The organism is Pseudomonas sp. R2-60-08W, from assembly GCF_003852335.1.
Taxonomy (GTDB): domain Bacteria; phylum Pseudomonadota; class Gammaproteobacteria; order Pseudomonadales; family Pseudomonadaceae; genus Aquipseudomonas.
The window spans coordinates 2461530-2483853 of the sequence record NZ_CP027731.1; the positions used below are offsets into that span (position 1 = coordinate 2461530).

At 62.1% G+C, this 22324-nt stretch carries 17 protein-coding genes and 2 pseudogenes; 10 read left to right on the forward strand and 9 right to left on the reverse strand.

Annotation, left to right across the window (positions count from 1 at the left end; translation table 11 throughout):
- Positions 1 to 10 precede the first annotated feature (10 nt).
- From C4J90_RS11300 to C4J90_RS11320, 6 genes and pseudogenes are all read right to left on the reverse strand, one after another.
- Positions 11 to 1492, reverse strand: coding sequence for an aldehyde dehydrogenase (locus tag C4J90_RS11300; protein ID WP_124419780.1), 1482 nt, complete (start codon positions 1490 to 1492; stop codon positions 11 to 13).
- Positions 1489 to 2322, reverse strand: a complete 834-nt coding sequence (locus C4J90_RS11305; protein WP_124362459.1) for an alpha/beta fold hydrolase — start codon at positions 2320 to 2322, stop codon at positions 1489 to 1491. Before C4J90_RS11305 ends, C4J90_RS11300 begins: the two co-directional genes overlap by 4 nt.
- A gap of 39 nt (positions 2323 to 2361) precedes the next feature.
- Positions 2362 to 2952, reverse strand: a complete 591-nt coding sequence (locus tag C4J90_RS11310; protein WP_124362460.1) for an amino acid synthesis family protein — start codon at positions 2950 to 2952, stop codon at positions 2362 to 2364.
- Positions 2953 to 3118: 166 nt separating this feature from the next.
- Positions 3119 to 3655: pseudogene (locus C4J90_RS27415) on the reverse strand (methyl-accepting chemotaxis protein); the annotation flags it as partial.
- Positions 3656 to 3982: 327 nt separating this feature from the next.
- Positions 3983 to 5062: pseudogene (locus C4J90_RS27420) on the reverse strand (cache domain-containing protein); the annotation flags it as partial.
- A gap of 140 nt (positions 5063 to 5202) precedes the next feature.
- The gene (locus C4J90_RS11320) at positions 5203 to 6093 is read right to left on the reverse strand and encodes a bestrophin family protein (RefSeq protein WP_124362462.1); all 891 of its coding nucleotides are present in this window, start codon (positions 6091 to 6093) and stop codon (positions 5203 to 5205) included.
- Between the two features lie 262 nt (positions 6094 to 6355).
- Here C4J90_RS11320 and C4J90_RS11325 point away from each other — a divergent pair, with 262 nt between their 5' ends.
- Both C4J90_RS11325 and C4J90_RS11330 read left to right on the forward strand, forming a co-directional pair.
- Positions 6356 to 7207 carry a hypothetical protein gene (locus C4J90_RS11325; protein ID WP_177412812.1) on the forward strand — a complete coding sequence of 284 codons (852 nt, stop codon included), beginning with the start codon at positions 6356 to 6358 and terminating at the stop codon, positions 7205 to 7207.
- Between the two features lie 2 nt (positions 7208 to 7209).
- Positions 7210 to 8235, forward strand: a complete 1026-nt coding sequence (locus C4J90_RS11330; protein ID WP_124419781.1) for a GGDEF domain-containing protein — start codon at positions 7210 to 7212, stop codon at positions 8233 to 8235.
- A 17-nt stretch (positions 8236 to 8252) separates the two neighbouring features.
- Here C4J90_RS11330 and C4J90_RS11335 read toward each other — a convergent pair whose 3' ends face one another.
- The gene (locus C4J90_RS11335; RefSeq protein ID WP_124362465.1) at positions 8253 to 8552 is read right to left on the reverse strand and encodes a helix-turn-helix transcriptional regulator; all 300 of its coding nucleotides are present in this window, start codon (positions 8550 to 8552) and stop codon (positions 8253 to 8255) included.
- A gap of 90 nt (positions 8553 to 8642) precedes the next feature.
- On the opposite strand from C4J90_RS11335, the gene C4J90_RS11340 reads away from it, so the two are divergent.
- Complete coding sequence (locus C4J90_RS11340) at positions 8643 to 9734, forward strand: NADH:flavin oxidoreductase/NADH oxidase (protein WP_124419782.1); 1092 nt, start codon at positions 8643 to 8645, stop codon at positions 9732 to 9734.
- Positions 9735 to 10007: 273 nt separating this feature from the next.
- A complete protein-coding gene (locus tag C4J90_RS11345) occupies positions 10008 to 12134 on the forward strand; it encodes a TonB-dependent siderophore receptor (protein WP_124419783.1) in 2127 nt (708 codons plus the stop codon).
- A gap of 135 nt (positions 12135 to 12269) precedes the next feature.
- On the opposite strand, the gene C4J90_RS11350 is transcribed toward C4J90_RS11345, so the two are convergent.
- Both C4J90_RS11350 and C4J90_RS11355 read right to left on the reverse strand, forming a co-directional pair.
- Entirely contained in the window at positions 12270 to 12992 is a 723-nt protein-coding gene (locus C4J90_RS11350) for a FadR/GntR family transcriptional regulator (protein ID WP_124362468.1), read from the reverse strand.
- A gap of 48 nt (positions 12993 to 13040) precedes the next feature.
- Positions 13041 to 14777 carry an IlvD/Edd family dehydratase gene (locus C4J90_RS11355; protein WP_124362469.1) on the reverse strand — a complete coding sequence of 579 codons (1737 nt, stop codon included), beginning with the start codon at positions 14775 to 14777 and terminating at the stop codon, positions 13041 to 13043.
- Positions 14778 to 14969: 192 nt separating this feature from the next.
- Between C4J90_RS11355 and C4J90_RS11360 the strand changes: the two genes are divergently transcribed.
- The 6 genes from C4J90_RS11360 to araG are packed head-to-tail and all read left to right on the forward strand — an operon-like array spanning position 14970 to position 22317.
- Complete coding sequence (locus C4J90_RS11360) at positions 14970 to 16292, forward strand: MFS transporter (protein ID WP_124419784.1); 1323 nt, start codon at positions 14970 to 14972, stop codon at positions 16290 to 16292.
- A 15-nt stretch (positions 16293 to 16307) separates the two neighbouring features.
- Positions 16308 to 17297, forward strand: coding sequence for an AraD1 family protein (gene araD1, locus C4J90_RS11365; RefSeq protein WP_124419785.1), 990 nt, complete (start codon positions 16308 to 16310; stop codon positions 17295 to 17297).
- A gap of 11 nt (positions 17298 to 17308) precedes the next feature.
- Entirely contained in the window at positions 17309 to 18889 is a 1581-nt protein-coding gene (locus C4J90_RS11370) for an aldehyde dehydrogenase (NADP(+)) (protein ID WP_124419786.1), read from the forward strand.
- A gap of 16 nt (positions 18890 to 18905) precedes the next feature.
- Positions 18906 to 19769 carry an SMP-30/gluconolactonase/LRE family protein gene (locus C4J90_RS11375; protein ID WP_124419787.1) on the forward strand — a complete coding sequence of 288 codons (864 nt, stop codon included), beginning with the start codon at positions 18906 to 18908 and terminating at the stop codon, positions 19767 to 19769.
- 44 nt (positions 19770 to 19813) lie between these two features.
- Entirely contained in the window at positions 19814 to 20818 is a 1005-nt protein-coding gene (locus tag C4J90_RS11380) for a substrate-binding domain-containing protein (RefSeq protein WP_124362474.1), read from the forward strand.
- Positions 20815 to 22317, forward strand: coding sequence for an L-arabinose ABC transporter ATP-binding protein AraG (gene araG / locus C4J90_RS11385; protein ID WP_124419788.1), 1503 nt, complete (start codon positions 20815 to 20817; stop codon positions 22315 to 22317). Before C4J90_RS11380 ends, araG begins: the two co-directional genes overlap by 4 nt.
- The last annotated feature ends 7 nt before the right edge of the window (positions 22318 to 22324 follow it).

A 22324-nucleotide genomic window follows, 5' to 3' on the forward strand; every position in this document is an offset into this window, starting at 1 on the left:
TTGTGGTCTCTTAACGCATCACAAAGGGATCAGGCATGGGCGCCTGGGAGAGGTTGATCCACACCGTCTTCAGCTCGGTGTAGGCGAGCACCGAATCGATGCCGCTTTCGCGTCCATAGCCGCTGTTCTTGAAGCCGCCGATGGGCGCCATGGCCGAGACGGCGCGGTAGGTGTTGACCCAGATGATCCCCGAGCGCACGTCGCGTGCCAGGCGGTGGGCGCGGCCCAGGTCACGGGTCCAGATGCCGGCGGCGAGGCCGAACTGCGAGTCGTTGGCGATGGCCAGGGCCTGGGCTTCGTCCTTGAAACGGATCACCGAAGCCACCGGGCCGAACACTTCTTCCTGCATGATCTTCATCGAATTGGTGTCGCACTCGAACAGCGTCGGCTCATAGAACCAGCCTTCGCCGAGGTTCTGCGGGCGCTTGCCACCGGTGCGCAGGCGCGCGCCTTCAGCGATGGCATCCGCCACCAGGCCTTCTACCACGGCCAGTTGCTGGGCGGTGGCCATGGGACCCATTTCGCTGGCGTCGTCCTGCGGGTTGCCGATGCGGATGCGTTGGGCGCGTTCCACCAGACGCTCGACGAACTCGTCGTAGATTTCATCCTGAACCAGCAGGCGCGAACCGGACACGCAGCTCTGCCCGGACGCCGCATAGATCCCGGCGATTGCACCGTTGATGGCACTGTCGAGGTCGGCGTCGGCAAAAATGATATTCGGTGACTTGCCACCCAGTTCCAGCGACAGCTTGGCGAAGTTCTCCGCGCTGCTGCGCACCACATGCCGTGCCGTGGCCGCGCCGCCGGTAAAGGCGATCTTGCGTACCAACGGGTGGCGGGTGAGGGCGGCGCCGGTGTTTGGGCCGTAGCCGGTCACCACGTTGACCACGCCTGGTGGAATCCCGGCTTCCAGCGCCAGGCGCGCCAGCTCCAAGACGGTTGCCGAAGCGTGCTCCGAGGGTTTGATCACGATGGTATTGCCCGCCGCCAGGGCCGGCGCGAGTTTGATCGCCGTCAGGTACAGCGGGCTGTTCCACGGAATGATCGCGGCGACCACGCCCATGGCTTCGTGGACCGTGTAGGCCAACAGGTCCGGTTTGTCCAGCGGCAAGGTGCCGCCTTCGAGCTTGTCGGCCAGGCCTGCGGTGTAGTGGAAGAACGCCGGCAGATAGCTTACCTGGCCACGGGTCTCGCGGATCAGTTTGCCGTTGTCGCGGCTTTCCAGCTGCGCCAGTTGTTCTGTGTTTTCGGCGATCAAGTCACCCAGGCGGCGCAACAATTTGCCCCGTGCAGTAGCGCTGAGGCCGCGCCAGGCCGGGCTCTCGAAAGCCGATTGCGCGGCCTGTACGGCGCGGTCCACGTCGGCTTCATCGGCATCGGGCAATTGCGCCCAGGGTTCGGCCAGGGCCGGGTTGAGGCTGTCGAAAGTCTTGCCGGACAGGGCATCGACCCATTCACCGCCGATGCACATCTGGAAGCGTGCGAGTGTCATGCAACGATCCCCTTTATTGGATTGTTTTGGGCGTACACGGTGTCGAGGAACCCCAGCAGCAGGCTATTGACCAGGCGCGGTGATTCCACCGGCATCATATGCCGTTGCTCGGCCAGCACCGCAACCGTGGCGCCGGGAATACGGTCGGCCAGTTGCCGGGCCATTTCCGGCGTCGAGCCGGGGTCCAGTTCGCCGGTGGCTACCAGGGTGGGCACGCGCAACACCTTGAGGTCGTCGGCGCGGTACATGTCCTGGGTCGCAAACAGCTCGTAGGTGGTGAGGTAGCCCTGGGGGTCATTGCCCGCCAGGGTCTGGCGCAACGCGGCGATCTGCGCCGGGTTGGCCGCCTGATATTCACGGCTGAACCAGCGCGACAGCGCCGCTTCCGCATTCGCATCCGGCCCGTGCTCGGCGGCCTGGGCCGTGCGCGCGATCACGCCGGCACGCTGCTCGGGGCTGCGGTTGAATACACTGTTGAGCACCACCAGGCTTTTTAGACGGTCGGGGTAATGCAGGGCAAACGCCCGGGCGACCAGGCCGCCCATGGAAAACCCGATCACCGTGGCCTGGGGCAGTTGCAGGTGGTCGAGCAGTTCCAGCAACTGGTCCGCATAGCCGAGCAACGGTGTGCCGGGGGCCGGGCGCGGGCTGGCGCCATGGCCGAGCATGTCATAGCTGATCACATGATAATTGGTGGCCAGGCCAACGATTTGCCCGCCCCACATTTCTTTGTTCAGGCCCACGCCGTGGATCAAAACCACAGGCTGGCCTTGGCCGGTCGCCAGGTAACTGGTACCCGCCGGGGTGCGTTCAGCGGTGAGCCGAATCATGGAGCGCTCCTGCATGCTTTTTCTTATGGCCGGTGTCGCTTACTGGGCTTTTTCAGCCGCCAGCTCTTCCAGGTCGATGTAACGGTTGCCGATCCGTGGGTGCAGGCGACCGCCATCGGCGCAGCCCAGCACGACGACGATTTCGTCAGCGCGCGGCGCGTCTTCGATTTGCATTTCCAGGGTGATGTAGTGCGAGCGCAGGCCTTCGTCGTCCTTGTGCATCATTGGAATCTGGATCGAGGTACCCGGGCCGCCGCGCTTGTTGGTGAAGCTCAGGTAGCTTTTGGCCTTGACGGCTTCACGGTAGTGGTTGCCGAAGCGCAGGGTATGGATGATCGCGCTCGCGTGTTCGATCTCGCCATCGGCGCCTACCACGGCCGCTTTGCCGTAGGCCTCGATCTTGTCGGCACCGCCGATGATGCCCACCAGGCGCTCGACCATCAGCGCGCCGAGGTCGGAGCAGTTAGCGCGGATCTCCGGCTTCAGGTCTTCGACGAAACCACGGCCCAGCCAGGGGTTTTTCAGTACCACGGCCAGGCCGACCATTTTCACGGGCGTGTCGGAGGCTTTGCCGCCCTCGATAAAGGTCTCTTCTACATAACTGACGATCTTGCGGATTTCGAAACTCATGGGCTGCTCCGTCTCAGTGAGGGTCTGCGTATGATGGTATACCATAATACGAGAAGCGCAATAGGCGTGCGGCAAGATCCCAGGCAGGCGTGCGTGGGTTTGTTGAGGAGGGGGGTATGCAGCGATCAGGCGGTGAAGGGCTCACCGCCTGCCTTGGGAGAGGACGTCAGAACTTGAAGCGGCCCACCAGACCGTTGAGCTGACCGGAAATGTCGGTCAAACGCCCCGACCCGCTCTGCGCCGTATGCGCAAACTCTTCAACCAACTGCGCATCGGCATGAATCTGTGCGATGTGCCGGTTGATCTCTTCGGCCACTTGGTGCTGCTCTTCGGCGGCGGTGGCGATCTGGGTGTTCTGGTCGCGAATCGAATCCACCGAACCGCGAATCTTGTCGAAGCTGTCGCGGGCCTGCTGGATGCGTTCCACGCTGGTGTGCGACCCCTGCAGGCTGCTTTGCATTTGCTGGGTGACTTCCTTGGTGCGGCGGGCAAGATTGCCCAGCAGGCTGTCGATCTCGCCGGTGGAGTCGGCGGTGCGGCGGGCGAGGGCGCGGACTTCGTCGGCGACCACGGCGAAACCTCTGCCCTGATCGCCGGCGCGTGCGGCTTCAATCGCAGCGTTAAGCGCCAGCAGGTTGGTCTGTTCGGCAATCGAGCGGATGGTATCGAGGATGGCGTTGATGTTCTGGCTGTCTTGTTCGAGCAACTGCATGGTCTGCGTGGATTTCTGCAGGTCTTCGCTGAGCTTGAGCACGCTGCCGGTGGCTTCGCCGATGTGCTGCTGGCCGTTGTGTACGTCGCGATAGCCTTCGTCGGCACTCGACGCGGCGGCGCTGCACGAGCGCGCCACTTCATTGGCGGTGGCCACCATTTCGTTGAAGGCGGTGCTCACCAGTTCCACGGCTTCGCGTTGGCGGCCGGCGGCCTGGTTCATGTTATTGGCTACTTCACGGGTGTCGGCGGCGGCGGTTTGCAGGTCCGAAGACGCGTTGCCGATGCGCTGCACCAACTGGGCGATCATGCTCAGGAACTGGTTGAACCAGCCGGCCAGGCTGGCGGTTTCGTCTTTGCCCTGCACCTTGAGCTGGCGCGTGAGGTCGCCTTCACCTTCGGCAATTTCCTGCAGGCCGTCGGCCACCCCGCGAATCGGGCGCACGATCACGCGGGCGAAACTGGCGCCGACGATGGCGAATACCACCGCCAAGACGGCGGCGATGGCGGCGATCAACCACGTCAGGCGGGTGGCGCCGGCCATCACTTCGTCACGCTTGATCAGGCCGATAAAGCGCCAGCCCAGGTCTTTGGAGCTGACCACGTTGGCCATATAGGCCACGCCGTCGATGTCGATCCGGGTCACGCCGTCGCCGCCCTTGGCCAGTTCGGCGTAGTTGGGCCCCAGATCGGCCAGGGGCTTGAAGTTGTGCTTGGCATCGCTGGGGTCTACCAGCACGTTGCCGTTGCCTTCCACCAGCATCAGGTAGCCGCTGTCGCCCAGCTTGATGGTGCGCACCAGTTCGGTGAGCTGCTTGAGCGACACGTCCAGGCCGACCACGCCAAGGATATTGCCAGTGGTGTCGGCGACGGTATGCACGGTACCGATCAGCACCACATCGTCCGGTGCCCAGTAATAGGCACCGGTGCGCACGGTCTTGCCTGGCGCAGCAATGGCCGCCTGGTACCAGGGGCGTACGCGTGGGTCGTAGTTGGTCAGTTTGGTGTCGTCCGGCCAGCTGGCGTAGCCGCCGTCGCGCAGGCCCAGGGACAGGTAGGCAGTGCTGGGATGGCTTTTGGCGAACTGGTCGAAAATCGCCAGCAGTTCGGTATTGGTCGGTGTCAGCGGGATTTGCGCGGCGTCCGCGCTGGCGTAGCTCTTCAGGTCCTTGGCCGCGATAACGCGCGGGTCCTTGGCCACGTACTCGACGTTCTGGCTGATGCCGTCGAAAAACTGCTTCATGCCATTGTCGATCTGGCGGATCTCGCGGCCGCTGCTGTCGAGAAAGTTGGCGAGGGCGCCTTCGCGCACATTCAGCACCACGATCATCGCGACCAGGATGACCGGGAGGCACGCGATGGCCGCAAACGCCCATGTCAGCTTCTGCTTGATATTCATGACTTCACCCGCGGGTATTTATAGTTTTGGCAAGGGAGAAAACGGTCGTGCTGTGCGTCGCATGCGTTTTATGAGGACATGGTCATGCTTACCCTCGGTATATCGACCGAGGGCGGCGGCACTTGAGGGGAGGGGGGCAATCAGCCGATCTGGTCACCGGCCAGGGCGTCACGACGCATCGACTGCAGGTTCTTCTCGATGGTTTCGCAGATCGCTTCCATTTGAATCTGATGTTCACTGGAGCGAAACGGGCTTTGCAGGTCGGTGCCGATGCGTTCGATGGCCAGCAGCATGAAACCCACCACCGTGGAGGCCAGCGGGGTGAACCAGCCGAGGGATTCCACCAGGCCCACGGGCACGATCAGGCAGAACAGCGAAATGAACAGACGTGGGAAATACACGTAAGGGTAGGGCAGCGGCGTGTTGGCGATCCGCTCCATGCCGCCCTGGGCATTGGACAGGTCCACCAGGGTCGACTCCAACCGCGCCAGGCGGATGCTGTCCAGATGACCGGCCTTGTATTCCCGGGCCAGCAAGGCGGCCGAGCCGGTGAGGATGTCGTTGGCGAAGTTGTTGGTGGCGCCATTGCGGGCGAATTCCGCGTCAGGGATGAACGCGCGCACTTCCTCCGGGCAGGGCTCGCCTTTGAGGTGCGCGGCCAGGCAATTCACATAGGCCACATGACGGCGCAACAGCGTGGATTTGATCGGGTTCACTTCGCTGTCGGGATCGTCCAGCAGGGTCAATACCTGGCGCGCGAAGCTGCGCGAGTTGTTGACCATCGAGCCCCATAAGGTGCGCGCTTCCCACCAGCGGTTGTAGGCGCTGCTGTTACGGAAACTGATCAGCACCACCAGTGCCGAACCCAGCAAGGTCAGGGGCATCAGCGGCAGGTTGATCTTGGAGTTGAGGAACAGCATGAAATCCACCGTGACGGCGATATCCCACAGCAACAGCCAGAACAGGGCCCAGCCCACATAGCCCATGGTCTTGATGATCAGGCGGTATTTCTTGAGAAGGGCAGCTTTCAAACGAGAACCTCGCGGCGTGCGGTTGGCAACAGTGCCAGGTTACGACGCCGTAGACGGGTGAAGGTTCGCCTGACGGGATCCGGTTCGGGAAATCTGGAACAACTTTGGTACTGATGTCGTCTGGCGCGGCAATCGCTGTACATTGCGCCGAGGCAAAAAGCCATTAACCGCAGGGTTTACCACGTGATTTGTTTTGGGGCCGGGCTGCAGGGATTTCGTAGCTGAGATCAGTGGAATCAAGTTGGATGATCAGGGCTCTTTCATGCATGTCAGTTCGTTGAAGTCGGCTATGTGTAATACCGCGCAAGCGCTCGAACGTCATAGGGATTTTGAATCGTGCTTGAGAGCGCATTACCACGTGCTGCTCGTGCCCTATTCCAGACGACCGTTTTTCTATAAGAGTGCACTTAAATACAGCCGTTTGATGGTGTCGTTTGCGTTATTGAGCGAGTACTTCGCCACACCGCTGCCGTTGTTGTCCGAAGTTAAAAACCTGTGCGTGACGCGCAGGTATTGTTCGAAAAACAGCCTGGAGTCGATCTTTCTGTTGTTTCGTGCGCTGGGCTTCATGGAGGTTGCGCCGCACCCTGAAGACAGTCGCTTCAGGGTGTATGCGCCCTCGGACGAAGCCTGCCGTGAAGCGCGCCTGATGTTGACCTCCCTCACGGAGTCGTTGGCGCGGTTGTACCCCGAGAGGGCGATTTTTCAGCAATTGCGTGAGTTGGATGACCGCGGTTTCCTGGCCCTTTACTTCAAGGGGTTTGCCATCATTCTCGACGCCGACCTCACGGTCGATGTATTGCTGCCCGAGTGTTACTGGCTGGTTAAAAGGGACGCCGGGCACCTGTTGATGTTGGCCATTTATAACGATGCCTTTGCACCGGAAAATGATCGGGCGACGTTCAGGTCATCTTCGTATCTGGCATTGGCCAAGCAACTGTCGGTGTCCAAGACCCACATTATTCGGATGGTGCAGGAGGGCGTGGAAAAAGGCTATTTCAAAGCGCACTCCAAGACCCGGCTGGAAGTTTTGCCGCCCTTTGTCAGCCTGGTAAAGCGGTTCATGGCCTTTTCATTTGCGGTTGGCCTGCATGCTATTGAAATGGGAGCGTAGGGATGCCTGCTCACTTGAAGTTAAGGCCCAGGATGCGCCGGTTGCTGTCGCCTGCGGTAACGCAAGCCGAATGGATAGGCATCGTTGCCTGGACTGGTATCGGCTTGATCCAGGCCATGATGTTCGACCCGTATGTGTTGAGCGTCACCCTCGGCCTGTTAGTTGTGTGCCGTTTTCATTCGCTGACGACGAACTTCCTGTTGTGGCGGTTGCTGGGGGTGACCTATATCGTGCTGTTGTCGGTGGGGTTTGCCTACATCATTCACTTGAATCCGCCATTGCGTATCTACGGCTTGCCCCTGGCCGTCACACTGGTGGTCGGCAGCGCGATCCTGTTTATCAGTGTCCAGGATTATCTGGTCGGCGCCCTGTCGGTCTGGCTTATCCTGTGGTCGCCGATGCAGGCCGAACTCTATGTCGGCACCCAAAGTTATCTGCTGATATTTTGCGCGTCGTCAGTGTCGATCGGTTTCATCCTGAGTTACTCATACTTGAAGAACCTGCGTTCGGTGTTGCTGGTGGAAAGTGAGTTTCGCGCATTGGCCGAGACCGATTACCTGACCTCTATCCTCAACCGGCGCGCGTTCATGCAAAGCTTCGAAAAGTTGCTCGACAGTGGCCAGGGCGGCTACTTCATCATGTTGGATATCGACAGCTTCAAGGCCAAGAATGACCTGTACGGCCACGACGTCGGCGATAAGATTTTGCGCGCCATGGCGCTCTGCCTGAAAAACGCCAAAGGCAGCCACAGCTTTGGACGCATCGGTGGGGAAGAGTTCGGCGTGTTGTTGCAGGGCGATGACCCGGCGCTGGCCGGCGAGTTTGTGCTGGATCTGTTGCAGGCGATCCGCTGCAGCGTCGCCCCGCCTCACAACTACACGTGCAGTGCCGGCATGGCGCGCTTTTCGGCAGGTGACGACTTGTCGACGGTACTCAAGTTAGCCGACAAAAACCTGTATGGCGCCAAGCGCAATGGCAAGGACTGTGTGCATCTGGATGGCGCGCCGCTGCGGCCGGTCACGGCCTGAAGCGCAGGGGCCGGTGTTCACCGTTGGGCAAGCACACTCGCCAACAACCCGGGGAAGCGACCTTCGAGCTCTTCGCGACGCAACGAGTTCATGTGGGTGGTGCCGACATTGCGGGTGTTCACCAGGCCCGCATCACGTAACACCCTGAAGTGGTGGGACATGCTCGATTTGGGGCGCCCGCCGTCCAGTTCGCCACACGTGGCTTCGGGCACGCTTGCCAGGCAGCGCACGATTTCCAGGCGCACGGGGTCGCTGAGGGCGTAGAGCACGCGCTCAAGTGTCAGCTCTTGCGGGGTAGGGTGTTTGAAGGCTCGCATGACGCGGATCATAACAGGGGGGTAGCGTTGAATACCATAGTTCGATTACCATCGAACTATCGAATCACGCACGCTTATCCGGAGTATCTGATGTCCGCTTTGTTCGAACCGTTCAAACTCAAAGACGTAACCCTGCGTAATCGCATTGCCATCCCGCCGATGTGCCAATACATGGCCGACGACGGCATGGTCAATGACTGGCACCACGTGCACCTGGCCGGCATGGCCCGTGGCGGTGCTGGCCTGCTGGTGGTCGAGGCCACTGCCGTCGCGCCGGAGGGGCGTATCACCCCAGGCTGCGCCGGTATCTGGAGCGATGCCCATGCCGAGGCGTTCGTGCCGATGGTCAAGGCGATCAAGGCTGCAGGTTCCGTACCCGGTATCCAGATTGCCCACGCCGGCCGCAAAGCCAGCGCCAACCGTCCATGGGAAGGCGACGACCACATCCCGGCCTCCGATGCCCGCAGCTGGGAAACCATCGCCCCGTCGGCTATTGCGTTCGGCGCGAACCTGCCCAACGTGCCGCGTGCCATGACCCTGGAGGATATCGCCCGCGTCCAGCAAGACTTCGTCGACGCCGCCCGTCGTGCCCGTGACGCCGGTTTTGAATGGATCGAGCTGCACTTCGCCCATGGCTACCTGGGCCAGAGCTTTTTCTCCGAACACTCCAACCAGCGTACCGACGCCTACGGTGGCAGCTTCGACAACCGCAGCCGCTTCCTCCTGGAAACCCTGGCCGCCGTGCGTGAAGTCTGGCCGGAAAACCTGCCGCTCACCGCCCGCTTCGGCGTGATTGAGTACGACGGCCGTGATGAGCAGACCCTCACCGAGTCCATCGAACTGGCCCGCCGATTCAAGGCCGGTGGCCTGGACCTGCTGAGCGTCAGCGTTGGGTTCACCATTCCCGACACCAACATCCCGTGGGGCCCGGCGTTCATGGGCCCGATTGCCGAACGTGTGCGCCGTGAAGCCGGTATTCCGGTGACCTCGGCGTGGGGCTTTGGTACACCGCAACTGGCCGAAAGCGCGCTGCAGGCCGGGCATCTTGACCTGGTCTCCGTGGGCCGCGCGCACTTGGCAGATCCGCATTGGGCGTACTTTGCGGCCAAGGAACTGGGCGTGGACAAGTCGTCCTGGACCTTGCCGGCGCCGTATGCGCATTGGTTGGAACGTTATCGCTGAGCTAGCGACTCGGTAAAACTGTGGGAGGGGGCTTGCTCCCGATAGCGGTGGGTCAGTGCCAGATAGGCTGCTGATCCACCGCCATCGGGAGCAAGCCCCCTCCCACATTTGGTTTATGGACATCAGGAATACCGAGCCAATCGATACAAAGGCGATACGCGAAAAATAACAAATGAGAATGGATGTCAAACGCGAATGCGTTGATATATGATGCGCGGCGAATTCTTGGCAGGTTTGCCGCCCCATCTGGCTCATTCACTAGGTTCAACATCCATGCGTCGTACCCTGATTTCCATCTGTGTGCTTCAGGCGTTTTCCCCTTTTAGCTGGGCAGAAGAGTCCCCGGCTGAAAAGGCCGGTATCGAGCTGCAAGCAACCAATGTGACCGCCACGGCGGATTTTGAGTCAGCCCAGGGCCCGGTGCAGGGCTACCATGCCACGCGATCAGCCAGTGCGACGCGCACCGACACCTCGATTCATGAAACCCCGCAGTCCATCAGCGTGGTGTCCAGGGATGTGGTCGAAGACATCAGCGCGACGCGCCTGCAGGATGCCCTTGACTATGCCGGCGGGGTTGGCCGCGCCAACAACTTCGGTGGCCAGGGCCTGACCACCTTCACCGTGCGTGGCTTTACCACCGGTGAGTTCTACCGCAACGGTTTCCCGATCAATCGCGGTTACCCGAACATGCCGGATGCCAATACCATCGAGCGCCTCGAGGTGTTGCGCGGCCCGGCGACCATGCTCTACGGCCGTGGCGACCCCGGTGGCACGTTCAACGTGGTGTCCAAGCAGCCGCTGGCCGAACGCAGCGTCACCCTGGGCAGCCAAGTCAATGACCAAGGCATGAAGCGCGGCACCCTGGATGCCTCCGGCCCGCTGGACGAAGCAGGCCGCCTGGCCTATCGCCTGAACGTGGTGGGCGAGGGCGGCGACACCTTCCGCGATCATGTCGAGACCGAACGCTACGGCGTGACACCGGTGCTCACCTGGCAGGCCAGCGATGACACCAAGGTGATTTTCGAAGGCGACTTCATGCGTAACAATGCCCCCTTGGACCGTGGCCTGACGCGTTATCCGAATCAGCGAGGCACGCCGTCGCGCGAGACGTTCTGGGGCGACAAGGACGTGGGCAAGCTGCACAACGACAACAACATGGCGCAGTTGCGTTTCGAGCATGCGCTCAATGACAACTGGACGTTGGGCGGCGGTTTCCAGTGGTTGGAGGGGACGTTGAAGGGCAACGCAATCGAGGCTAACGGCCTGGGCGCCGATGGCCGTACCCTGGAACGCAATTTTAACTACCGCAAGCTGGAGTGGACCGACAAGGACTATCAGCTCAACCTGACCGGGCATTTCTCCACCGCTGGTTTCGAGCACACCTTGCTGACCGGCATCGAGTACGAAGACTACGACTATAAGTCGATCATCCAGCGCTCCAGCGCCACTGCGGGCACTTACCCGATCGATATCTTCAACCCGGTCTACGGCCAGGCGCGCCCACCGCTGACGCGCACGCCGACCCATGACAAGGAAAACCTCAAGACCTACGCGGCCTTCGTGCAGGACCAAGTGGCCCTGACCGAGCGCTTGAAAGTCCTGGCCGGTGCACGTTTCGAACGGTTTGAACATGACTATGAAAGTTATGTGCCCGGCGTGAACCCCTTCCAGAGCGCAGAAAACGCCGTCACCCCACGTGTGGGTGTGATCTACGACCTCACCGATACCGTCGCGGTGTATGCCGACGCCGCACGTTCGTTCAAGCCGAACACCGGTGCGGCACGCGAAGGCGGTGGCTTCGCGCCAGAAAAGGGCAAGTCCTATGAGATGGGGATCAAGTGGGAAGCCCTGGACCGCCAACTGAGCGTTGACGCTTCGATCTATCAGATCGACAAGAAAAACGTACTGACCACCGACCCGGTGGTCAACACGTTCAGCGTCGCAGCGGGGGAAGTGCGCAGCCGAGGCTTTGACCTCAACGTCGCGGGCAACCTCACGCCTGAGTGGCGCATCATCGGCGGCTATGCCTACGTGGACGCCGAAGTCACCAAGGACAACAGCATCCGCTCCGGCACGCGCTTGTTGAATATTCCGCGCAACAGCTTCAGCCTGCTCAACGTCTATGAGTTCCAGGACGGCGCCCTCAAGGGCCTGGGTCTCGGCGCCGGCGGCAAATACGTCGACCAGCGCGCCGGCCAGACCGCCAATACCGCCTTCTCGATGGACGCCTACACCGTGGTCGACCTGCTGGGCTACTACAAGGTCAACGAACAGGTACGCCTGAACCTGGACGTGAAAAACCTGTTCAACCGCGAGTATGAGGAGGGCGCGTTCGGCAATATCTACGCCTATCCAGGCGCACCGCGCACGGTGCAGGTCGGAATCTCCTACACCCTCTGACGCTGTACACAGTTCCAAATGTGGGAGGGGGCTTGCTCCCGATTGCGGTGTGTCAGTCTCAATATTTTTGACTGATATACCGCTATCGGGGGCAAGCCCCCTCCCACATTTGATCCCATTTATCCCCTGGGCGCGCTACAACGGCGTGAGCACATTCATCACTGTATCCAACGCCACCCGTGTGTCATCCAACTGCACCAGCGATGCATGCCGTGCACCCAGCGCGTCGCGGTTTTTGATCGCGGTGAGGATCGCCTTGTGCCGGGGCAGGCTCAGGCCCTGGATATCCGGGCGACGGTTGGTGATGTTGATCGACTCGCGCAACGGCAAAGAGAGCATGTTGCACATATAGGCGAGCAGGTCGTTGCGTGTGGCGTCGGCAATGGCGCGGTGAAAGTCCAAGTCGGCCTGCAACAGGTCTTCGTGGGTTTTCGCGGTTTCCATGCCCACATAGGCTTTTTCGATGGTGGCGATGTCTTCATCGGTGGCGGTAGTCGCGGCCATGGCGGCGATTTCCGGTTCGAGGATGCGCCGCACCCCGGCCAGCGTGTTGAAAAACTCGCTGTGGGGTGTGGACTGCATCAACCAGGACAGCACGTCCGGGTCGAGCAGGTGCCACTTCAAGCGTGGCCGCACCACGGCGCCCACCCGAGGCTTGGAATACACCAGGCCCTTGGCGCTGAGCACCCGCGTCGCCTCGCGCAACACCGAACGGCTGACCTTGTATTCCTCGCACAGCGTGGCTTCCATGGGCAGTCTTTCTTCCGGCTTGAAGCGCCCGGAAACGATGTGCATGCCCAAGTCCTGAACGATCTGGGCATGCATGCTCTTGCGCGGCTTGGGCGGCTGGTGATCCATAACGACGGGCAGGCTCTGGCTTAAATTCGCCGCATCATAGCATCCCAATTAGTGGGAATGCCGTGGGACTTCGGCGCCACGGCAGCCCACCAGGAAGTCGAAGTCGCAACCCTGGTCGGCCTGCAGCACATGGTCGATGTACAGCTGGCGATAGCCGCCGACGATGAGCTTCTCGGGCGGCGCCAGGTCGGCCATGCGCGACGCCAATTCGGCGTCGGGAATGTCCAGGTGCAAGCGCCCGTTGGCGCAGTCGAGTTCGATCCAGTCACCTTCCTGCACGGCCGCCAACGGCCCGCCCGCTGCGGCTTCCGGCGCCACATGCAGCACCACCGTGCCATAGGCGGTACCGCTCATGCGCGCATCGGAAATCCGCACCATGTCGGTCACGCCCTGGGCCAGCAATTTGGCCGGCAGGCCCATGTTGCCGACTTCGGCCATGCCTGGGTAACCCTTGGGTCCGCAGTTTTTCATGACCAGGATCGAGTTGGCGTCCACGTCCAGCTCGGGGTCATTGATGCGCGCTTTGTACATGTCGAAGTTTTCGAACACTACTGCGCGGCCTCGGTGCTGCATCAGCTCGGCGCTGGCGGCAGACGGCTTGAGCACTGCACCCAGCGGCGCCAGGTTACCGCGCAGCACGCAGATGCCGCCGTCGGCGCGGATCGGGTTGTCGAGGGTGCGGATCACTTCGTCCTGGCCGTAGATCGGTGAGTCCTTGGTGTTCTCGCCCAAGGTTTTGCCGTTGACGGTCAAGGCATTCGGGTGCGGGATCAGGTTGGCTTCGCCCAGGCGGCGCAGTACGGCGGGCAGGCCGCCGGCGTAGTAGAACTCTTCCATCAGGAAGCGCCCCGAGGGTTGCAGGTCGACGATGGTCGGCATGCCACGCCCGATGCGGGTCCAGTCGTCCAAGTCCAGCTCGACGCCGATGCGCCCGGCGATGGCTTTCAAGTGGATCACCGCATTGGTCGAACCGCCGATGGCCGCGTTCACCCGGATCGCGTTTTCGAAGGCTTCCTTGGTGAGGATCTTCGACAGCTTCAAGTCTTCGCGCACCATCTCCACTGCACGCATGCCCGACATGTGCGCCAGCACATAACGCCGCGCATCCACTGCCGGAATCGCCGCGTTGTGGGGCAGAGAGGTGCCCAATGCCTCGGCCATGCAGGCCATGGTCGACGCGGTGCCCATGGTGTTGCAGGTACCCGCCGAGCGCGACATGCCGCCTTCGGCCGCGAGGAAATCATCCAGGGTAATGGTGCCGGCCTTGACCTGTTCGCTGAGCTGCCACACCACCGTGCCCGAGCCGATGTCCTGGCCCTTGTGCTTGCCGTTGAGCATCGGCCCGCCGGTGACGACGATGGCCGGCACATCACAACTGGCGGCGCCCATCAGCAGCGCCGGGGTGGTTTTGTCGCAGCCGGTGAGCAGCACCACGCCATCGATCGGGTTGCCGCGAATCGCTTCTTCCACGTCCATGCTCGCCAGGTTGCGCGTCAGCATGGCAGTGGGGCGCAGGTTGGATTCGCCGTTGGAGAACACCGGAAATTCTACCGGGAAGCCACCGGCTTCGATCACACCGCGTTTAACGTGCTCGGCGATCTGGCGGAAGTGCGCGTTGCACGGGGTCAGCTCCGACCAGGTGTTGCAGATGCCGATGATCGGCTTGCCATGGAACTGATGGTCGGCAATGCCCTGGTTCTTCATCCAGCTGCGGTACATGAAGCCGTTCTTGTCGGCAGTACCGAACCACTGGGCGGAGCGTAGGCCGGGCTTTTTATCAGACATGATCGATTCTCTTATTGTATGACTATATGTTCTGAGCGTGGTTAAACATAAGCGCAAAATCGAAGCTTTGGAAGAGTTGTTTTGCAAATAGTCCTACTATATAGTCTTTCTCAACTGAGGTATGACCCTGGCGGATTTTCGCGAGAGGCGTCCCCCGAGCTTCTATAAAAACAACAATCGGAGATCGACCCCATGAGCCAGGAACTGCGGCTTATTCAGCGCATCACGCTGAAATTGATTCCCTTCCTGATCCTGCTGTACCTGATTGCCTACGTGGACCGCTCCGCCGTGGGCTTCGCCAAGCTGCACATGGGCGCCGACGTCGGCATCGGCGATGCGGCCTATGGCTTGGGCGCGGGGTTGTTCTTCATTGGCTACTTCCTGTTCGAGATTCCCAGCAACCTGATGCTCGACCGCTTTGGCGCGCGGCGCTGGTTCGCGCGCATCATGATCACCTGGGGCACCATCACCATCGGCATGGCCTTTGTACAAGGGCCGCACAGCTTCTATGTGATGCGCTTTCTGCTCGGCGCGGCCGAGGCCGGGTTCTTTCCGGGCGTGCTGTACTACATCACCCAATGGTTCCCGGTGCGCCATCGCGGCAAGATCCTCGGGCTGTTCATCCTCTCCCAACCAATCGCGATGATGATTACCGGGCCCGTGTCCGGCGGTTTGCTGGGCATGGACGGCACCCTGGGCCTGCACGGCTGGCAGTGGCTGTTCATCGTGATCGGCATCCCGGCGATCCTGCTCACCTGGCCGGTGCTGCGCTACCTGCCGGACGGCCCTAAACAAGTCAAGTGGATGAGCGAGGAAGAGAAGGCCTGGCTCACCGGTGAGCTCAACAAAGACCTGCAAGCCTACGGCCAGACCCGCCACGGCAACCCGCTGCATGCGCTCAAGGACAAGCGCGTGTTGCTGCTGGCGCTGTTCTACCTGCCGGTGACCTTGAGTATCTACGGCCTGGGCCTGTGGCTGCCGACCTTGATCAAGCAATTTGGCGGCAGTGACCTCACCACCGGTTTCATCTCCGCCGTGCCGTACATTTTCGGCATCATCGGCCTGCTGATCATCCCGCGCAGTTCCGACCGTTTGAATGACCGTTACGGCCACCTCGCCGTGCTCTATGTACTGGGCGCCATCGGCCTGTTCTTCAGCGCCTGGCTCAGTGTGCCGGTGCTGCAGATGGCGGCGCTGTGCCTGGCGGCGTTCGCGATGTTTTCCTGCACTGCAGTGTTCTGGACCTTGCCGGGGCGCTTCTTCGCCGGTGCCAGTGCGGCGGCCGGTATCGCGTTGATCAATTCGGTGGGCAACCTTGGCGGCTACATCGGCCCGTTCGTGATCGGTGCGCTCAAGGAATACACCGGCAACCTGGCGTCGGGCTTGTACTTCCTATCCGGTGTGATGCTGTTCGGGCTGGTGCTGACCCTGGTGGTTTACCGCCTGCTGGAACGCAAGCATGTGCTGCCCGCCGACCAATTCGCCGCCAGTGCCCGTGGCGCCACACGTACTTAATTCAGGAGAAATGGCATGCGTTTAGTTCAGTTCGAGTTGCCCAACGGCGAACGCCGCGTCGGCGTAGTGGAAGGCACACAGCTGCGCGAAGTTCAGGCGGCGCGCAGCGTGCGTGAATTGGCCCTGGCCGCGATCGAAGCCGGTGTTGGCCTTGAGCAGCAGGTGAACAGCCTTGGCCTGGGCGACGGCCACGACTACGCTGCGCTGTTGGCCGAACTCAAGGTGCTGCCGCCACTGGACCACCCGGACCCGGCCCATATGCTGATCAGCGGCACCGGCTTGACTCACCTGGGCAGCGCCTCGGCGCGAGACAAAATGCACCAGGCCGGTGACGACACCGCCCTGACCGACACCATGCGCATCTTCAAATGGGGCGTTGAAGGCGGCAAGCCAGCCGCCGGGCAGGCGGGCGTGCAACCGGAGTGGTTCTATAAAGGCGACGGCAGCACCGTGGTGCGCCCCGGCGCAGCGTTCCCGGTACCGCCGTTTGCCGAAGACGCCGGCGAAGAGCCGGAAATCGGTGGCCTCTACGTGATCGGCCCGGACAGCAAGCCCTACCGTGTGGGCTTTGCGGTGGGCAACGAATTCTCCGACCATGTGATGGAACGCAAGAACTACCTGTACCTGGCCCATTCCAAACTGCGCAGTTGCAGCTACGGGCCGGAATTGCGCGTGGGCGAGTTGCCCCAGCACCTGGCAGGCACCAGCCGCATCCTGCGTAACGGCGAAGAAATCTGGCGGAACGAATTCCTCAGCGGCGAGGCCAATATGTGCCACAGCCTGGAAAACCTCGAATACCACCACTTCAAATACCGCCAGTTCCTCAAGCCCGGCGATGTGCACATCCACTTCTTCGGCACTGCCACGCTGTCATTTGCCGACGGTATACGTACCCAGGCCGGCGATGTGTTCGAGATTACCCAGGCTGAATTCGGCGCGCCGCTGGTCAACCGTGTCGGCAGCGACGACGCGGTATTCGCACCCGGCAACGTCATTACCCTTTAAAGGAGAGCCCCATGCCTCAGTTCCTCGGTCACAACTACATCGGCGGCCAGCGCAGTGCCAACGGCAGCACCCAGTTGCAGAGCGTCGACGCCACCACCGGCGAAGCCTTGCCCCAGGCGTTCTACCAGGCCACCCCGCAGGAGGTCGATGCCGCCGCCAAAGCGGCCGCCGCCGCGTACCCGGCTTACCGCGCCTTGAGCGCGTCGCGCCGTGCGCAATTTCTTGATGCGATTGCCGACGAGCTGGACGCATTGGGCGATGATTTCGTCGCACTGGTCTGCCGCGAAACCGCCTTGCCGGCGGCGCGCATCAAAGGCGAACGTGGGCGTACCAGCGGCCAGATGCGCCTGTTCGCCACCGTGTTGCGTCGCGGTGATTTCTACGGCGCGCGTATCGACAAAGCGCTGCCGGATCGCCAGCCATTGCCGCGCCCGGACCTGCGCCAATACCGCATCGGCCTGGGCCCGGTCGCGGTGTTCGGCGCCAGTAACTTCCCCCTGGCATTTTCCACCGCCGGCGGTGATACCGCCGCTGCGCTGGCAGCCGGTTGCCCGGTGGTATTCAAGGCCCACAGCGGGCATATGGCGACGGCGGAGCAGGTGGCCGATGCGATCATCCGCGCGGCCCAAGCCACCGAAATGCCGGCGGGCGTGTTCAACATGATCTTCGGCGGCGGCGTTGGCGAAGCGCTGGTCAAGCACCCGGCGATCCAGGCCGTCGGCTTTACCGGCTCGCTCAAGGGCGGCCGTGCCCTGTGCGATATGACGGCGGCGCGCCCGCAGCCGATCCCGGTGTTTGCCGAGATGTCGAGCATCAACCCGGTCATCGTGCTGCCGCAGGCGCTGCAGGCCCGCGCCGACAGCGTCGCCCGCGACCTGACCGCCTCGGTGGTGCAAGGCTGCGGCCAGTTCTGCACCAACCCTGGCCTGGTGATCGGCATCGCGTCCCCAGCGTTCAGCGCGTTCACGCAACAGGTCGCGAAGCTGATCGGCGAGCAACCAGCGCAAACCATGCTTAACGCGGGCACCTTGGGCAGCTACGGCACGGGCCTGGAAAAGCTCCTGTCTCACCCCGGTGTCGAGCACCTGGCGGGCAACGCACAATCGGGCAACCAGGCCCAGCCGCAGTTGTTCAAGGCCGATGTGCGCCTGTTGATCGACGGCGATGAAGTGCTGCAGGAAGAAGTGTTCGGCCCGACCACGGTGTTCGTCGAAGTCGCCGACCAGGCCCAGCTCAGCGCCGCCTTGCAGGGCCTGCACGGGCAGTTGACCGCCACCATCATTGGCGAACCGGCTGACCTGCAACAGTTCGCCGAGCTGACGCCGCTGCTGGAGCAGAAAGTCGGGCGCATCCTGCTCAACGGTTACCCCACCGGTGTGGAAGTCTGCGATTCGATGGTGCACGGCGGGCCGTACCCGGCCACCTCCGATGCCCGTGGCACTTCGGTCGGCACCTTGGCCATCGATCGGTTCCTGCGCCCGGTGTGCTTCCAGAACTACCCTGATAGCCTGCTGCCCGACGCGCTGAAAAACGCTAACCCGTTGCGTATCCAGCGGCTGGTGGATGGCGCGCCGTCTCGAGAATCCCTGTAAGTCATCCGGAGGCTTCATGTCGTTGAGCGCAGTCACCCCGCACCGTGCCCGGTTGGGCGAAGGGCCGTTCTGGGATGCTCCGTCCCAGGCCCTGTATTGGGTGGATATCGCCGCCCGCCAGGCCCTGCGCCTGATGGACGGGCAGTTGCGAGTCTGGCAATTACCCGAGCACGTCTCGGCGTTCATCCCCTGCGAAAGCGGGGATGCGCTGGTGACCCTGAGCAGCGGTGTGTACCGGCTGGACTTGAACACCGAAGCCCTGACTTTGCTGTGCGTGGCCGACCCGCAACCGGGTAACCGCGGCAACGAAGCCCGTTGCGATGCCCAGGGCCGACTGTGGCTGGGCACCATGCAGAACAACATCGGCGCCCACGGCGAAGACCTGCCCATCACGCGACGCTCCGGCGGGCTGTTTCGTATCGACGCCGATGCGACGGTCACGCCGCTGCTGAGCGGGCTGGGCATTCCCAACACGCTGTTATGGAGCGACGACGGCGGCCATGTGCATTTCGGCGACAGCCTGGATGGCACGCTGTACCGGCATGCCATTCAGCCTGACGGCCAGCTCGACGCCGCCCGGACCTGGTTCGCTGCCCACGAACGCGGCGGGCCGGACGGCTCGGCCATGGACAGTGAGGGCTACATCTGGAATGCGCGCTGGGACGGCAGTTGCCTGCTGCGCCTGACGCCTGAAGGGCAGGTGGACCGCATCGTCGAACTGCCCGTCAGCCGCCCCACCAGTTGCGTGTTTGGTGGGCCTGATCTGACCACCCTGTATATCACCAGCGCCGCCAGCCCCTTGGATCACCCATTGGACGGTGCGGTACTGAGCCTGCAAGTGGAGGTGCCAGGCAAGCCCTGTCACCGCTTCGCCGGATAAACCGAAAAACGAATATTCAAAAACAACAACAAGGAGTCACCCGTATGAATCGTCGTCGTGGTTTGCGTTCCCTGTGCTGCGCCGCTGTGGCGGTCTCGGCCATGAGCTTGAGCGGCCTGCTGCTGGCTGCTGAAGAAGTGAAGATCGGCTTTCTGGTCAAGCAGGCCGAAGAGCCTTGGTTCCAGACCGAATGGGCCTTCGCCGAAAAAGCCGGCAAGGAGCACGGTTTCACTGTGATCAAGATCGCCGTGCCCGACGGTGAGAAAACCCTTTCGGCCATCGACAGCCTGGCCGCCAACGGCGCCAAGGGCTTTGTGATCTGCCCGCCGGATGTGTCCCTGGGCCCGGCGATTGTCGCCAAGGCCAAGGCCAACGGCCTGAAAGTGATCGCGGTGGATGACCGTTTCGTCGATGCCAAGGGCAACTTCATGGAGGACGTGCCGTACCTGGGCATGGCCGCCTTCGAAGTGGGCCAGAAGCAGGGCGCCGCCATGGCCGCCGAAGCGAAAAAACGTGGTTGGGACTGGAAGGACACCTATGCGGTGATCAACACTTTCAACGAACTCGACACCGGCAAGAAACGCACCGACGGCTCGATCAAATCCCTGGAAGAAGCCGGCATTCCCAAGGACCATATCCTGACCGCCGCGCTGAAAACCCTCGACGTCCCAGGCAGCATGGACGCCACCAACTCGGCGCTGGTCAAGCTGCCTGGCGGCGCAAAAAACCTGATCATCGGCGGCATGAACGACAACACCGTGCTGGGCGGCGTACGTGCTACCGAAAGCGCCGGCTTCGCGGCGGCTAATGTGATCGGCATCGGCATCAATGGCACCGACGCCATCGGTGAATTGAAGAAAGCCAACAGCGGCTTCTTCGGCTCGATGCTGCCCAGCCCGCATATCGAGGGCTACAACACCGCGCTGATGATGTACGAGTGGGTCACCAAAGGCACTGAACCGCCGAAGTACACCGCCATGGACGAAGTGACCCTGATCACTCGCGAGAACTTCCAGGCGGAACTGACCAAGATCGGGCTGTGGAAATGACCGCTGCGGCCCTGCGTTTTGACGGTATCGGCAAAACTTTCCCTGGGGTCAAGGCGCTCGACGGCATCAGCTTCACCGCCCACCCAGGGCAAGTGCACGCCCTGATGGGCGAGAACGGTGCGGGTAAATCGACGCTGCTGAAGATCCTCGGCGGCGCCTATATTCCCAGCACCGGCACGGTGCAGATCGGCGAGCAAGTCATGGCCTTCAAATGCGCCGCCGACAGCATTGCCAGCGGCGTCGCGGTGATCCACCAGGAATTGCACCTGGTGCCGGAGATGACGGTTGCCGAGAACCTGTTCCTCGGGCATTTGCCGTCGCGTTTTGGCGTGGTCAATCGCAGCGTGCTGCGCCAGCAGGCGCTGGCATGCCTAAAGGGCCTGGCGGATGAAATCGACCCCCAGGAAAAGCTCGGGCGCTTGTCTCTGGGCCAGCGCCAACTGGTGGAAATCGCCAAGGCGCTGTCCCGTGGCGCCCATGTGATCGCCTTCGATGAGCCGACCAGCAGCCTCTCGGCGCGGGAGATCGATCGCTTGATGGCGATCATCACGCGCCTGCGCGATGAGGGTAAAGTGGTGTTGTACGTGTCCCACCGCATGGAGGAGGTGTTCCGTATCTGCAACGCGGTGACGGTGTTCAAGGACGGCCGCTTCGTGCGCACCTTCGATGACATGAGCGCGCTGAACCACGACCAGTTGGTGACCTGCATGGTCGGCCGCGATATCCAGGACATCTACGACTATCGCCCGCGAGAGCACGGCGAAGTTGCCCTGAAGGTCAACGGTCTGCTCGGTCCCGGCTTGCGCGAACCGATCAGTTTTGAGGTGCGCAAAGGCGAAATCCTCGGCCTGTTCGGGTTGGTAGGGGCAGGGCGCACGGAACTGTTCCGACTGCTCAGCGGCCTGGAGCGTGCCAGTGCCGGCAGCCTGGAGTTGTGCGGTGAACCGCTGCAATTGCGCTCACCTCGCGATGCCATCGCGGCCGGCGTGCTGCTGTGCCCCGAGGACCGCAAGAAGGAAGGCATCATTCCGCTGTCCAGCGTCGCCGAAAACATCAACATCAGTGCCCGTGGCGCGCATTCCGCGTTCGGCTGGCTGTTGCGCGATGGCTGGGAGAAAGGCAACGCCGAGCATCAGATCAAGGCGATGAAGGTCAAGACCCCGAACGCGGCGCAGAAGATCATGTACCTGTCCGGTGGCAACCAACAGAAAGCCATCCTCGGCCGCTGGCTGTCGATGCCGATGAAGGTGCTGCTGCTGGACGAACCGACCCGTGGCATCGATATCGGCGCCAAGGCCGAGATCTACCAGATCATCCATAACCTCGCGGCGCAGGGCATCGCGGTGATCGTGGTGTCCAGCGACCTGATGGAAGTGATGGGCATTTCCGACCGCATCCTGGTGCTGTGCGAAGGCGCCTTGCGCGGTGAACAACTGCGCGCACACGCGACTGAATCCAACCTGCTGCAGCTGGCCTTGCCGCGCGGCCTGGCGAACTGAGAGACGA